A 13,994-nucleotide genomic window follows, 5' to 3' on the forward strand; every position below is an offset into this window, starting at 1 on the left:
CGGTCAGATCTCCAGCGCGCCGGGCGGGCCGCCGTACGCCCGCCCGCACGCGGTGGACGCCAGCACCCCGTGGCCCGCGAACGGAGTGCCCGGGCCGAAGGACGCGGGATCGACCGACGTGCGCCCGGCGACCGCGGTGGCGTCGCACTCGTCCGGCACCCCCAGCTCGCGCTTGACCCGGGTGAACCGGGCGAGCAGCGCGGCCGGGTCGCCGGTGTCGATGCCGTCGGTCCAGTCGTCCGGCAGCCCGGGGTCCTGGTGCGGCAGCAGCAGGCCGGCCTCGGCCGGGTGGGTGCCGCCGAACCAGTCGTCGCGCCGGTGGAGGTCGTAGTAGCGGGCGACCTCGCCGTTCTCGGCCAGGCACCACGCGTTCCAGTCGTCGCCGCAGCTGCGGCCGTAGAAGTGGGCCGCGCCGTGCTCGGCGCTCAGCCGCGCGCACAGGTCCCGAACGGGTCCCGCGCGGCGCTCGGGGTCGACGTGGGCGAACGGGCGGCCGAACACCAGCGTCCAGCCGGAGAACGCCGGCGTGACGTACGCGCGGGCGCATCGGCGGTGCTCGCCCGACCCGTGGCCGTCCCTGTTCCAGGCCGACCCGCCCAGCCGCATGGTCACCGGCTCCGGGTCCGACAGGCCGAACGCGTCCAGCACGGCGGCCTGGTCGGTGGTCCGCACCGCGTACCACGTGCCGCACACGTGCATCCGCGCCGGCTTCTCGGTGGTCCGCTTCACCGCGATCAGCCGGCGCACCGCGGCCTGGTCGCGGGTGTCCAGCGCGTCCCAGCCCCCGATGTCGGCGAGCGCTTCGAGCACGACCGCGCGCTGCCGCCCCGGCGTGCGGCGGGCCCGGCGCAGCAACGGGAGCGTGCCGGGCCCGATGTCGTGCAGCGCGAGCCGTACCCGTCGCCGGAAGTCCTCGTCGGACGCGACGAGCAGGACGATCAGGTCGTCGACGAACGGCAGCGCGGCACTGCCCGAACCCGACAGCTTGCGCATCGCGTTGTAGCGCACCAGGTCGTGCGGGTGCCGCAGCGCCGCGGCGTAGCGGGCGAGGTCCACGCCGGAGAGGTCCTGGAACGCCCTTTCGGCGCGCCACACCACCGCCGCCGAGTCGTCCGAAGCCAGGGTCCGCACCAGGGGGTCGAACGCCGGTTCGCCGGCCGCCGCGAGCGCGGCGACGGCCTCGGGCCGGGACTCCCTGCCGGGCGCGGTGATCCGGTCGAGCAGCGCGGCGACATCCACCCCTCGACCTTACTGGTGCCCCGGTGCTACCGGCCGTCCTCCAGGACACCGGGCCGGAACGGTTCGACGCCCACCACGTGCCGGACCCTGGTCGGCTCGACCAGCATCATCACCCGACGCTCGCCGGGGACCCGCCACTCGAAGGTCTCGGTGCCGACGTACTTGCGCGCCAACCGGTCCATGGCCTCCTCGGCCTCCTCGCCGACCACGAACTCCACCACCCGACCGCGGATCTCCACCCGGTCGTAGGGGTTCGCACCGTCCACACAGGACAGCGAGACGCGCGGGTCGCGGCGCAGGTTCTCCTCCTTCACCCGGCCCAGCGCGGTGTTGAACATGATCAGCTCGCCTTCGAGGTCGACCCACATCGGGGTCACCTGCGGCGAGCCGTCGGCGTTGATCGTGGCCAGGTGCCAGAAGTTCGGTGCCGTCAGCCTGGCCCGGACCAGGTCGTCCAACGTGGTCACGTCGCTCCGTCCGCCGATGGGTGGTGATCGCCGCCCGATTGTGGCGGTGGCACGGGCCGGTGTCATCCCGCCGGACCCGGGCCGACCGGCCCGCCGCCACCCGGAAATGGCTCCGGACCAGGGGTTTCACCGTGCTATGGCGATCTGTGATCTCCCCGGGCCGCATCGGCGCGGACTACGTTCGGGTGAACCGCCGGGGCGGGCCGTCGACAGCCCACCTCCGCCGCGCTTCCTGCCGCGCGGCCTTCGGCGGTCCCCTGCACCGCGAGGAGATCCAGCATGTCCAGACTGCGTATGCCGCTCGTGGCACTGGCGGTGATGACCACCGTCGGGGGTCTCGCCGCCGCGGTGCCACCGGCGTTCGGCGACCCCTCCACCGCCGAACCGCCCGTGCTCGCCGCGATGCGGCGTGACCTCGGCGTCGCCGACCCGGTCGCCCGGCTCGCCGCCGAACGCGTCGCGGCCCAGGCGGACCGGGGGCTGCGCGCGGCCCTCGGCTCCCGCCTCGGCGGCAGCTGGTACGACGCCGAGCGCGGCACGCTCGTCGTCGCGGTCACCGACGCCCGCGCTGCGGCGATCGTGCGGACCAGGGGCGCGCAGCCCCGGCTCGTGGCGCGCGGCGAGGCCGCGCTCGACTCCGCCAAGGCGCTGCTCGACCGCGCCGCGGCGGGCGCTCCGGCGTCGGTGCCGGGGTGGCAGACCGACCCGGCGGCCAACGCCGTCGTGGTCAAGCACGCGCCCGGTGCGGCGGACCGGGCGCGTGCGTGGGTCGCCGCCACCGGCGCCGACCCGGCGGCGGTGATCTACGCGGAGAGCCTGGAGCGCCCGCGCCCGCTGATCGACGTGGTCGGCGGCAACCGGTACTGGACCAGCAAGTACGGCTGCTCGGTCGGGTTCCCGGTGCAGGGCGGGTTCATCACCGCCGGGCACTGCGGCGAGGTCGGCGAGACCACCACCCAGCCGGGCGGCCGGTTCGAGGGCTCCAGCTTCCCGACCGACGACATGGCGTTCGTCCGCACCAGCGCGGGGGAGACCCCGGTCGGCGCGGTCAACGACTACAACGGCGGCCGGGTCGCGGTGAAGGGTTCGCAGGAAGCGCCGGTCGGCGCGTCCATCTGCCGGTCCGGTGGTACGACCGGCTGGCACTGCGGCACGATCCGCTCCCGCAACGCGACCGTCGACTACGGCCCGGAGATCGGCAAGGTCTACGAGGCGATCGAGACCTCGGTGTGCGCCGAGCCCGGCGACTCCGGCGGCTCGGCCATCTCCGACGGCCAGGCCCAGGGCGTGACCTCGGGCGGGTCGGGCGACTGCAAGGGCGGCGCGGCGACCACGTACTTCCAGCCGGTGCCGGAGATCCTGAGCAGGTACGGGGTCACGCTGCTGACCTCGGACGGCGGTCCGGGCACCCCGCCCGGCTGCGGCACGTCCGCGACCGGCACCGTCACCTCGGGCGGCACCACCGTCCAGCCGACGTCGGGTTCCTACGACGCGGGCGCGGGCGTGCACAAGGGCTGCCTGAAGGGCCCGGCGGGCGCGGACTTCGACCTCTACCTGCAGAAGCAGAGCGGGACGACGTGGCGCACGGTGGCGTCCGGCACGGGCCCCGACGCGACCGAGACGGTCACCTACACCGGCACCGCCGGAAAGTACCGGTGGCAGATCCGCTCCTACAGCGGATCGGGCCGGTTCACCCTGGAGACGACCAAGCCGTAGCTCCCACCACGCACCGGGTCAGGGGTCCGCACCACCGCGGACCCCTTTCCCGCGCGCGCCGGGCGGCGGTACGGTCGCGAGACCACCCAGGGGGCGGGCGAGCCGCCTGCGCGGGGATTGCGGAGGTCCCGTGGAGCTGGAAGTACGCCACCTGCGCGCGTTGGCCGCGATCGACGACACCGGCAGCCTCACCCGGGCCGCCCGGCTGCTGGGCATGACCCAACCCGCGCTGTCCGGGCTGCTCAAGCGGATAGAGCACAGCGTCGGCGGCGCGCTGTTCTTCCGCGCCGAGTACGGCTGCCTGCCCACGCCGCTGGGCGCGGAGGTGCTCGGCGAGGCGCGGGTGGTGCTCAACAGCATGTCCGCGATCGCCGAGCGGGTCGGCGAGTGGTCGCGGCGCGGCGGCCCGTCGGACCCGCTGCGGGTCGGCGGCTATTGCGGCTACCTGCACCTGCAGGTGAGCCGCTGGCTGCGCGACCAGCCGTGGTGCGCGGACGTCAGCGTGCAGGAGGACATGGACGAGCGGATCAGCGTGGAGAAGGTCGCGATCGGCGACCTCGACCTGGCGCTGGTCTACCGGCCGCCGCTGCCCGGCCTGACCACGCCGCCGGGCGTGGCCAGCGTCGTCGTGCACCCGGCCGAGCCGGTGTTCGTGATGATGGCGCACGACCACCCGATCGCCCGGTCGGGCCCGGTGCCGCTGGCCGACATCTTCGACCACGCCTGGGTGGACGAGCCGCCGGGCGCGACCCGCTGGTGGACCTACCTCAGCCAGGTGTGCCACGAGCACGGCCTGTCGCTGCGCCAGCCGCACAACCCGCAGTGCCTGGCGACCCTGCTGGAACTGGTGCGCGCCAAGCTCGCGGTCGGCCCGGCCCTGGCGACCAGCCGCAACCGGCCGGACAGCATCGTGGTGCGGGCCATCGAGGGCACCCCGATGTGGCAGGAGCTGCGGCTGTTCTACCGGCCGGACACGGTGGTGGCCAAGCACATCGAGGAGATCCACCACCAGGTCATGGTGGCCTACGCGGCCCGTCAGGGGTGCAGCCCGGCGTTCGACGCGTGGTGGTGCGAACGGGGCCGCGAGCTGCTGCCGGCGGTCTGACGCCTCGACTCCGGACCTGAGCGCACGCTCGCGTCCGCCGGCAGCCGTGCCTTGGCCTGCCCTGTCGGACGCGGCGGTCGGGTTGAGCGGAGCCGTGGACACCGTCGTGCCCGGCCTGCCACCGGGCCGCCCCGGTCACCGACCTTGCCGGTCGGAGACTCCGCACCGTGCGCACGCTCTTGTCCGCCGGGTGCCGCGACTGGTCGTGCCGGACAGCCCGGGTCCGGCGGTTTCGCCCGCAGCGCCCGGAGTTCGGCCACCACCGCCGCCGGCTCGACGACCACCGCGCGGGCAGGCCGCGCGAGTCCCGGCGAATGGGTGTTCTCCCCGTGCGTCTCCGGTTCTGAGCCAGGGATGGCGAATCTCGCCGCCGGTCGGTCGTGCTGTCTGCGCGGGCCGTGGTCAAGGTGCTGGTCGCCTTGTCGCGCGGCTTGGGTCCGGCGTGCGCCTCCGGTCTGAACCGGAAGACCCTGACTCGGGGGATGGCGAACCTCGCCGCAGGCTGTCGCGTTGTCCGCGTGGGCCGTGGTCAGGGTGCTGGTCGTCAGCGCTACGGCTGCCTGCCGGCGCGTGCGAGTCGCGTCGGACGCGACGTTCGGGCTGAGCGGGGCCGTGCACACCGTCGCGCTCGGCCTGCCGCTGCGCCTGCCGCCGGGCCGCCCCGGCACCGACCTGCTGGTCTGAACCATTCGGGTTGCCCGGGTGGTCGGCCGCCGGCCGCGTGCCGGAGAATTCGCCGCCGGTCGTGTTGGTGCGCGGCCGTTCGAGTGAACCGGGGTGCGCGGCGACGACCACCAACGGTTATCCACGCGGACACGAGTTAGTCGGCACGGGAGCGGTGATGGAGGTTCGGATCGCCCTTTTGGGCGAGGTGATGGCCCACGTGGGTGGACAGCGGGTGGAGCTGGGGCCCGCCAAGCAGCGTTGCGTGCTGGCCGCGCTGGCGGTGGACCTCGACCGGGCCGTGTCGGTGCCCCGGCTCGCCGAACGGGTCTGGGGCGCTCGACCGCCCCTGCGCGCCCGCGACACGCTGTCCAGCTACGTCTCCCGGCTGCGCCGGCTCGGCATCGTGCTGGACCGCCGGTCCGGCGGGTACGTCCTGGTCGCCGACGAGAACGCGGTGGACCTGCACCGGTTCCGCGCGCTGTGCGCGCAGGCCCGCCGCGCCGACGACGAGCGCGCGGCGGGCCTGCTCGCCGAGGCGCTCGGCCTGTGGCGGGGCGACCCGCTGGGCGGCCTGGCGGGCGACTGGCCGGCCGCCGAACGCGACCGGCTGCGCCAGGAGCGGCTCGGTGTCGAGTCCGAGCTGACCGACGTGCGGCTGCGCCTCGGGCAGGGCGCGGGCCTGGTCGCGGAGCTGTCCGCACGCGCCATCGAGCACCCCCTGGACGAACGGGTCGCCGCCCAGTACCTGCTCGCCCTCTACCGGGCGGGTCGCGCGGCCGACGCCCTGGAGCACTACCGCGGCCTGCACGCGCGGCTCGTGGCCGAACTCGGCACCGACCCCGGCCCGGCGCTGCGCGACCTGCACGGCCGGATCCTCAACGGCGACCCGGCGCTGGCCGGCGCGGTCCGGGCCAGGCTCGCGCCGACCCCGCGCCAGCTGCCCGCCGCGCCCGCGCCGTTCGTCGGCCGCCACCACGAGCTGGACCGGCTGGACGCGGCGTTGGACCGGTCCGGCGGCACGGTGGTGATCTCCGCGATCGCGGGCGCGGGCGGCATCGGCAAGACGTGGCTGGCGCTGCACTGGGCGCACCGCAACCTGGAGCGGTTCCCGGACGGCCAGCTGTTCGTGGACCTGCGCGGGTTCAGCCCGGACGGCACGCCGATCACCTCCGGCGCGGCGGTCCGGGGCTTCCTCGACGCGCTGGGCGCGGACCCCGGCAAGGTCCCGCTCGACCCGCACGCCCAGGCCGCGCTGTTCCGCAGCCTGGTGGCGGACAAGCGGATGCTGCTCGTGCTGGACAACGCCGCCGACACCGCGCAGGTCGCCGACCTGCTGCCGGGCTCGTCCTGCACCGTCCTGGTGACCAGCCGCAACCGGCTGACCGGCCTGATCACCGGCCACTCGGCCCGGCACCTGCCGCTGGACACGCTCGACGAGCCGGAGGCCCGCGCGCTGCTGGCCGACCGGCTCGGCCCGGACCGGGTGGCCGCCGAACCCGGTGCGGTGGCCGAACTCATCGCGCTGTGCGGCGGCTTCCCGCTGGCGCTGTCCATCGTGGCCGGCCAGGCGGCCGTCGGCCACCCGCTCGCCGCGCTGGTCTCGGACCTGCGCGAGTTCGGCCTGGTCGCGCTGGACGACGGCGACCCGGCGGCCAGCCTCCCGGCGGTGTTCTCCTGGTCCTACCGCGCGCTGACCGAGCCCCAGGCCCGGCTGTTCGCGCTGCTCGGCGTGGCACCGGGCACGGACATCGGCCTGGCCGGTGCCGCCGCGCTGGCCGGCCTGCCGCCGGTCCGGGCGCGGGCGCTGCTGCGCGAGCTGGAGCAGGCCTCGCTGCTCGCCCAGGACGCCGCCGGCCGCTACGGGATGCACGACCTGATCCGCCGGTTCGCCGCCGACCGGGCCGCGCACCTGGACACGGCCGCCGCGCTGGCCCGGCTGACCGCCTTCCAGCTGCACACCGGCCACGCCGGCAACCTGCTGCTGCACCCGCACGTGACGCCGATCGACCTCGACCCGCCGCCGGCCGAGGTGGGGCCGGTGCCGTTGGCCGACGACACCGAGGCGCTGGCGTGGTTCGACGCCGAGCACGCCTGCCTGCTGGCCGCCGCCGACGCGGCGCGGGAGCGCGGCGCCGACCTCGTGGTGTGGCAGCTGGCCTGGACGTTGAACAACTACCACTTCCGCCGCGGCCACCGGCACGACCAACTCGCACTCTGGGGCGACGCGCTCGCGGCGGCGCAACGGCTCGACGACCCGGCCGCGCAGATCCTGGCCCACCGCAACGTGGGCCGCGCCAACGCCGACGTCGACCGGCCCGAGGAAGCCATGGACCACCTGTACCAGGCGCTGGCGCTGGCCGAGCGGACCGGCGCGCGGGCCGACCAGGCGCACACCCACCACGCGTTGAGCTGGTCGTGGATCCAGCGCGGCGACGACGAGCGCGCCCTGGAGCACGCGACCAGCTCGCTGGCCATCCACCGCACGCTCGGCAACCCGGCGTGGGAGGCCGACGCGCTCAACGCGGTGGGCTGGTGCGCGGCCCGCCTCGGCCGGCACGACTACGCCCGCGAGCACTGCCGCGCCGCGCTGGACCTGCACCGCCGCCACCAGGACCGCGACGGCGAGGCGGACACCCTGGACAGCCTCGGGTTCATCGACCACCAGACCGGCAACCACCAGGACGCCGTCGAGCACTACACGGCGGCCGTCGCGCTCTACGGCGAACTCGGCAACGCCTACCAGTCGGTGAACACCCTCGACCGGCTCGCCGAGTCGCTGCGCGAGCTGGGGCGCGCCGAGGACGCCCGCACCGCGTGGCAGGAGGCGGAAACCCTGTACCGGGCGCAGCAGCGCGGCGAGGAGGCCGACGACGTGCTCCGCAAGCTCGCCGAACTGGGCTGACCGGGGCCGGGTCAGCCCGGCGAGGCCGCGCCGTGGGAGAAGGACGCGGACTCGGGGCCGCGCTGCGGGGCCTGCTGCGCGCGCAGCCGGGGCAGCGCGCTCGTCAGCGCCTCCAGCAGCAGGTCGGCCAGGTCGTGGGTGAACCCGTTGCGCACCACGATCCGCAGCACCTCCAGGTCCTCGCGGTCGGCCGGGAAGCGGTACGCCGGCACCAGCCAGCCCCGCTCCCGCAGCGCCGCCGAGACGTCGTAGACCGAGTAGCCGTGCTCGCCGTCGGCCAGCGTGAACGCGAACACCGGGAGCTGCGTGCCGTCGGTGAGCAGCCGGAACGCGCCCAGCCCGGCGATCCGCGCGGCCAGGTCGGCGGCGACGTCGCGGGAGTACCGCTGGACCCGGCGCAGCCCTTCCCGGCCCAGCCGCAGGAACGTGTAGTACTGGGCGACGACCTGCGCGCCGGGGCGGGAGAAGTTCAGCGCGAACGTCGGCATCTCGCCGCCCAGGTAGTCGACCTTGAACACCAGGTCGTCGGGCAGCGCGCGGGCGTCGCGCCACACCACCCAGCCGACGCCGGGGTAGACCAGGCCGTACTTGTGGCCCGAGGTGTTGATCGACGCGACCCTCGGCAGGGTGAAGTCCCACACCAGGTCCGGGTCGCAGAACGGGGCGACCATCGCGCCGGACGCGCCGTCCACGTGCACTGGGACGTCCAGCCCGGTGGTGGCCTGGAAGGCGTCCAGCGCGGCGCAGATCTCGCGGACCGGCTCGTAGCTGCCGTCGAAGGTCGAGCCGAGCACCGCCACGACGCCGATGGTGTTCTCGTCGCAGCGCGCCGCCGCCTCGTCGGCGGTGAGGTGGAACCGGTCGCCCGACATCGGCACCAGCCGCGCCTCGACGTCCCAGTAGTTCGCGAACTTCTCCCAGCACACCTGGACGTTCGCGCCCATCACGATGTTCGGCCGGTCGGTCGGCAGGCCCGCCGCCCGCCGCCGGTGCTGCCAGCGGCGCTTGAGCGCCAGGCCCGCCAGCATGCACGCCTCGCTGGAACCGGTGGTGGAGCAGCCGGTCGCGTGGTCCGGGTCGGCCGCGTGCCACAGGTCGGCGAGCATCCGCACGCACCGCTGCTCCAGGTCGGCGGTGCGCGGGTACTCGTCCTTGTCGATCATGTTCTTGTCGAAGCACTCCACCATCAGCGCCCGCGCGCGGGGCTCCATCCAGGTGGTGACGAAGGTGGCCAGGTTGAGCCGCGCGTTGCCGTCGAGCATCAGCTCGTCGTGCACCACCTGGTAGGCGGTGTCGGCGTCGAGTTCGCCGTCCGGGAGCCGGTTGCGCGGGATCCGGGCCGGCTCGTCGGTGAACACGGGGTTGATCGACACGTGGTCGCGGCCGGAGTCCGGCGGGTGGTCGAGCGGCACGGGTTCTCGCCTTTCACCGTTGGGACGCGGCGGCGTGCGCGCCGAGCGCGTCCAGGGACAGCGGGTGGCGCGGAGGGTGGTCGACGACCGTGCGGCGGGTCTGGCCCAGCTCGCCGTCGACGTGCAGCAGCTCGCCCGGCAGCAGTGGCCGCCACCGCGGGTTCTCGTCCATCCGCTCGGTGGCGACCACGACGGCCGGGTGGTCGGCCAGCTCCCCGGAGCGGGCCCGGATCCGGCCGGCCGCGCTCGCGTGCTCCAGGTGCCGCCCGTTGGGTTCGCGGTGCAGCGCGAACAGGTCGTGCGTGTCCGGGTAGCGCAGCGCCCACAGCTCGGTCGGCGTGGTCAGGACCAGGTTGATCGCGTACACCGGCAGGGTGTCGGCGACCCACCGCGCGGCGGCGGCGATGCCCTCGCCGACGTCGCCGAGCGCGTCGGCGTGCTTGGTGATCAGGGCGAACAGCCGCTCCGAGTCGGTGTCCCCGGCGACCAGGTCGCGGTAGTCGCCCAGTTCGGCCTCCAGCCGGGGGAGGTCGCCGAGCACGCCGTTGTGCGCGAACAGCCGGCCGTGCTGCTCGAACGGGTGGGTGTTGCGCGTGTCCAGGCCGCCGGTGGAGGCGTAGCGGACGTGCGCGAGGAACGTCGTGGACTGCTGCTCACGGGCGTCCCGCGCGAACCGCTCGTCCTCGTAGGCGGCGATCGGCTGCTTGTCGACGTGCGGCGCGCCGTCGGCGTCGAACCAGCCGAGCCCGGTGCCGTCCGGCTCGCGGCGGCTCTGCCGGGCCAGGCTGTCCGGCGCTTCCAGCAGCCAGAACGCCGCGTGCACGCGCAGCGGTGCGGCGGAGAGCCCGAACAGCCGGCACATCACGCACCTCCGAGGGGTGAACGGGTCACCCCGCCAGCCAAGCACCGTCCGCGCCCCGCCGCCGGCCGTGCGCCCCCGTTCGGGTGTTCCGGCTCAGCGCCACCGGGCGGCGTGGTCGCCGGCGCGGCCGACCACCGTGCCCCGGCTGTTGACGTCGGCCGGCCGGCTGCGCGCGGTGCCCGGCGGGGTCGGCAGCTCGACCGCCCGGCCGTCGTGCGCCCAGCGGACCGCCCGCACGCGCAGCCCGCGACCGTCCTCCACCACGCCGACGACCTGGCCGGCGTTGTTGATCCGCACCGCCTCGCTGTGCGCGTACCCGGGCAGGACGCCCAGGTCGGTGACCGCGCCGAGGCGGTCCCAGCGGACCGCGCGCTTGCGCCCGTCGTCCTGGTGCGAGTAGCCGGCGGCCACGTCGAAGTCGTTCACCGCCGCCGCGCGGCTGTCGGTGTGGCCGGGCAGCTCGCCCAGCGCGGTCGGGGCGCCCGCGGCGTCCCAGCGGACGGCGTGCGACCAGCGGAACGCGGTGACCGAGCCGCCGACCGGCGTGCCGCGCCGGCCGACCGCGGCCACACCGGCGGCCCCGTCGCCGGGCAGCGCCCGCAGCGCGGTGACCGTGCCGTCGGGGTCCCAGCGGACCGGCTCGCCGCTGCCGTCGTCGTCGATCACGCTGCCGTACACCACGCCCCGGTCGGTGATCCCGCTCGCCAGCGACCGGGTCCGGCCGGGCGGCAGCGGCAGCAGGGTCGCGGTGCCGTCCGGAGCCCAGCGCACGGCCCGCGTGCCGGACCCGCCGACGTGCCCGGCGGCGGAGCCGGAGTTGTTGACGTCCCAGGCGATCCCGTAGGTGAAACCGTCCGGGGTGGACAGTGCGGTGGCGGTTCCCCCGGCGTCCCAGCGGACCGCCGCGCGCGGCGCGCTGAACACCGCAGACAGGCCGACGGCGACGCCCGCGTCGTTGACCGCGTTCGCCACCGAGCGGTCGTGCCCCGGCAACGGGTCCAGCGCCGAGATCACGCCCTCGGCGTCCCACCGCACCGCGGTCTCCTGGTAGGCCCCGCCCCCGCCGGACGACCCCACGGCGACGTCGTGCTCGTTGACGGCGACCGCGTTGCTCCAGACGTCGCCGGGCAACGTGCCCAGGTCGGTGTGCGCCGGCACCCGGACCGCCACCGCGCCCGACGACCCTGGCACGACGGCCAGTACCGCACCGACCACCGCCAGTCCGCCCGAGGTCCGGCGCAGACCTCCGTTGCCCACCACGTGCGCCTCCTCCCCGGACGGGGCCGTCCCCGAACCGGGCCACTCCGGTCTCCCCGTGCACGCTAGCAGCGGAAACGCGCTGTTCGAGCCGGTTTCACCAGCCCTTCACCGCACCCGCCCGGTGTTCCCCCGGGGTTTGCGCAATCGCCGCCCGCCGGGCTCGCGGTGTTCGCGCGGGCGGCGGGTCGATCTAGGCTGGCGGGGTGTTCTCGTTGGCCGAGCCGCCCCTGTTCGCCCGCCTGAAGTCCGCGTCCGGCGTCTTGATCGCCGGGGCGGGCGGCGGGTTCGACGTCTACGCCGGGCTGCCGTTGGCGTTCGCGCTGCGCGCGGCGGGCAAACGCGTGGAGTTGGCGAACCTGTCGTTCGGCGACCTCGACCGGCTCGACCTGGACGACTGGGTGGCGCCCGACCTCGCCGCCGTCGGCCCGGACAGCGCGGGCAGCGACCACTACTTCCCCGAGCGCACCCTGGCCCGGTGGCTGGCCGGCCGCGACCTGCCGGCCACCGTGTACGCGTTCCCGCGCACGGGCGTCCGCCCGCTGAAAGCCGCGTACCGCAAGCTGGTGCGGCGGCTCGACGTGGACGCGGTGGTGCTCGTGGACGGCGGGACGGACATCCTCATGCGCGGCGACGAGGCCGGCATCGGGACGCCGCACGAGGACATGGCGAGCCTGGCGGCGGTCGCCGCGCTGGACGGCGTGGACCGGCTGGTGGTGTGCCTGGGCTTCGGGATCGACGCCTACCACGGCGTGTGCCACGCGCACGTCCTGGAGAACCTCGCCGCCCTGGACCGCGCGGGAGGGTACCTGGGTGCGCTGTCGATCCCGGCCGCGTCACCGGAGGCCACCGCTTACCTCGACGCCGTGGCGCACGCCCACGCCGAGACGCCGGACCGGCCCAGCATCGTCAACGGCCAGATCGCCGCCGCGCTGCGCGGCGAGTTCGGGAACGTGTCGTTCACCGAACGCACCACGGGCAGCGAACTGTTCGTGAACCCGTTGATGGGCGTGTACTTCACCGTCGACCTGCCCGCTCTGGCCGCGTCCGTCGGATACCTGGACCTGTTGCGCGACACCAGGACCGCGCACGACGTGGCCCTGGTGATCGAGGACTACCGCGACGGGGTCGTGCGCCGAGCGCGCCGCGCGTTCCCGCACTGACTTCGTCGTCCACATGCGACGGTCAGGCGGAAGGACTCGTTGTCGTGCAAAGGGGTACGGGTCGAAATGGTCGGGATCGGGGTCGGGGGGAGCGGCGTGGAGCGGGTGGTGAACCTGTGGCGGCAGGGCCTCGGGGTGGTGCCGGAGGAGGTGTGGCGGCGGACCGGGGTCGAGGTGCTGATCCTGGCGGACAACGGGTTGACGGCGGTCTCGTCCGAGATCGGGTCGCTGCGCCGCCTGCGGACGCTGGACCTGGGGCACAACGCGTTGACCGAGGTGCCCGACGAGGTGGGCGGGTTGCCGGCGCTGACCGATTTCCTCTACCTGCACGACAACCGGTTGACGGAGCTGCCGGAGTCGTTGGGCGGGCTGACGGGGTTGCGCTACCTCAACGTCGACGAGAACAGGCTGACCGGACTCCCGTCTGCCATCGGCGGACTGCGCGCGCTCGTCGAACTGCGGGCGCAGCACAACGGGTTGGTCGGGCTTCCCGACTCGATCGGGCGACTGTCCGCGCTGCGGGAGTTGTGGCTGCGCGGGAACGGGCTGCGAGGTCTGCCGGAATCGGTCGCGGAACTCGCCGAGCTGCGTCACCTCGACCTCCGTGAGAACGCTCTCACGGAGGTTCCCGGGTCGCTGGCGCGACTGCCGCGCCTCCGGCACCTCGATCTGCGGTCCAACCGCGTCGCGGTGCTGCCCGAGTGGCTCGCCCGGCTGCCGTCGCTGGAGAAGCTGGACCTGCGCTGGAACGACGTCGAACCCGCCCCGGACCTGCTCGACGCGCTGGCCCGACGGGGGTGCGTCGTCCTCGTCTGACTCAGGCCTGGCCGGTGAGCAGGTCGGGCACGGCCCGGGCCTGCCGGTCGAGGGCCCGCCGCATCTGATAGCCGGTGTGGGCGGTGTCGGAGCCCACCTCCACCCGGCGGGGGCCGCCGGGAGCGTTCTCGCCGCACACCAGGCTGGTGTGGACGTACTCCTCGCCCGCGTACCCCAGCAGCAAGGTCGTCTCGACCACCACGCCCGCCTGGTGGTAGCGAAGACTGATCGTGAGCGGGTACGTGTCCTGCCGGCGGTCGACCTCCGGGCCGGCGAACCCCAGGCCGTCCAGGATTGCGCCGAACCGGGCACTCGCCTCGGCCTCGAAGGTCTTCACCCTGATGTCCACCTGGTCGAGTATGCCCACGACGGCGATCGGCCGGGCAGGG

At 74.8% G+C, this 13,994-nt stretch carries 12 protein-coding genes; 6 read left to right on the plus strand and 6 right to left on the minus strand.

Annotation, left to right across the window (positions count from 1 at the left end):
- Positions 1-3: 3 nt before the first annotated feature.
- Positions 4-1,239 carry a hypothetical protein gene (locus tag AC0HI0_RS08175; protein ID WP_480931669.1) on the minus strand — a complete coding sequence of 412 codons (1,236 nt, stop codon included), beginning with the start codon at positions 1,237-1,239 and terminating at the stop codon, positions 4-6.
- A gap of 26 nt (positions 1,240-1,265) precedes the next feature.
- Positions 1,266-1,706, minus strand: coding sequence for a PPOX class F420-dependent oxidoreductase (locus AC0HI0_RS08180; protein WP_480931670.1), 441 nt, complete (start codon positions 1,704-1,706; stop codon positions 1,266-1,268).
- Positions 1,707-1,985: 279 nt separating this feature from the next.
- Between AC0HI0_RS08180 and AC0HI0_RS08185 the strand changes: the two genes are divergently transcribed.
- The 4 genes from AC0HI0_RS08185 to AC0HI0_RS08200 all read left to right on the plus strand — a co-directional run bounded on the left by AC0HI0_RS08185 (position 1,986) and on the right by AC0HI0_RS08200 (position 8,095).
- Positions 1,986-3,422, plus strand: coding sequence for a S1 family peptidase (locus AC0HI0_RS08185; protein WP_480931671.1), 1,437 nt, complete (start codon positions 1,986-1,988; stop codon positions 3,420-3,422).
- A 130-nt stretch (positions 3,423-3,552) separates the two neighbouring features.
- Positions 3,553-4,527 carry a LysR family transcriptional regulator gene (locus tag AC0HI0_RS08190; protein ID WP_480931672.1) on the plus strand — a complete coding sequence of 325 codons (975 nt, stop codon included), beginning with the start codon at positions 3,553-3,555 and terminating at the stop codon, positions 4,525-4,527.
- Positions 4,528-5,037: 510 nt separating this feature from the next.
- On the plus strand, positions 5,038-5,211 hold the full coding sequence (locus AC0HI0_RS08195; RefSeq protein ID WP_480931673.1) for a hypothetical protein: 174 nt from the start codon (positions 5,038-5,040) through the stop codon (positions 5,209-5,211).
- 157 nt (positions 5,212-5,368) lie between these two features.
- The gene (locus tag AC0HI0_RS08200) at positions 5,369-8,095 is read left to right on the plus strand and encodes an AfsR/SARP family transcriptional regulator (RefSeq protein ID WP_480931674.1); all 2,727 of its coding nucleotides are present in this window, start codon (positions 5,369-5,371) and stop codon (positions 8,093-8,095) included.
- 11 nt (positions 8,096-8,106) lie between these two features.
- Here AC0HI0_RS08200 and gad read toward each other — a convergent pair whose 3' ends face one another.
- The 3 genes from gad to AC0HI0_RS08215 all read right to left on the minus strand — a co-directional run bounded on the left by gad (position 8,107) and on the right by AC0HI0_RS08215 (position 11,629).
- Positions 8,107-9,453, minus strand: a complete 1,347-nt coding sequence (gene gad, locus AC0HI0_RS08205; protein ID WP_480934266.1) for a glutamate decarboxylase — start codon at positions 9,451-9,453, stop codon at positions 8,107-8,109.
- A 67-nt stretch (positions 9,454-9,520) separates the two neighbouring features.
- Positions 9,521-10,369 (minus strand): class II glutamine amidotransferase, encoded by an 849-nt coding sequence (locus AC0HI0_RS08210; RefSeq protein ID WP_480931675.1) that lies wholly within the window; start codon positions 10,367-10,369, stop codon positions 9,521-9,523.
- Positions 10,370-10,462: 93 nt separating this feature from the next.
- Positions 10,463-11,629 (minus strand): hypothetical protein, encoded by a 1,167-nt coding sequence (locus AC0HI0_RS08215; protein WP_480931676.1) that lies wholly within the window; start codon positions 11,627-11,629, stop codon positions 10,463-10,465.
- 203 nt (positions 11,630-11,832) lie between these two features.
- On the opposite strand from AC0HI0_RS08215, the gene AC0HI0_RS08220 reads away from it, so the two are divergent.
- Entirely contained in the window at positions 11,833-12,789 is a 957-nt protein-coding gene (locus AC0HI0_RS08220) for a DUF1152 domain-containing protein (protein ID WP_480931677.1), read from the plus strand.
- 96 nt (positions 12,790-12,885) lie between these two features.
- The gene (locus tag AC0HI0_RS08225) at positions 12,886-13,605 is read left to right on the plus strand and encodes a leucine-rich repeat domain-containing protein (protein WP_480931678.1); all 720 of its coding nucleotides are present in this window, start codon (positions 12,886-12,888) and stop codon (positions 13,603-13,605) included.
- 1 nt (position 13,606) lies between these two features.
- Here the strand turns inward: AC0HI0_RS08225 and AC0HI0_RS08230 are convergent, their stop codons facing one another.
- Positions 13,607-13,954 carry a hypothetical protein gene (locus tag AC0HI0_RS08230; RefSeq protein WP_480931679.1) on the minus strand — a complete coding sequence of 116 codons (348 nt, stop codon included), beginning with the start codon at positions 13,952-13,954 and terminating at the stop codon, positions 13,607-13,609.
- Positions 13,955-13,994 lie beyond the last annotated feature (40 nt).

It is taken from the genome of Saccharothrix sp. NBAS 001 (assembly GCF_056640475.1).

Bases quoted from the DNA above. Each gene is read 5' to 3' on its own strand.
- AC0HI0_RS08185 (WP_480931671.1), top strand. From the start codon at position 1,986: ATGTCCAGACTGCGTATGCCGCTCGTGGCACTGGCGGTGATGACCACC.
- AC0HI0_RS08200 (WP_480931674.1), top strand. From the start codon at position 5,369: ATGGAGGTTCGGATCGCCCTTTTGGGCGAGGTGATGGCCCACGTGGGT.
- AC0HI0_RS08210 (WP_480931675.1), bottom strand. From the start codon at position 10,369: ATGTGCCGGCTGTTCGGGCTCTCCGCCGCACCGCTGCGCGTGCACGCG.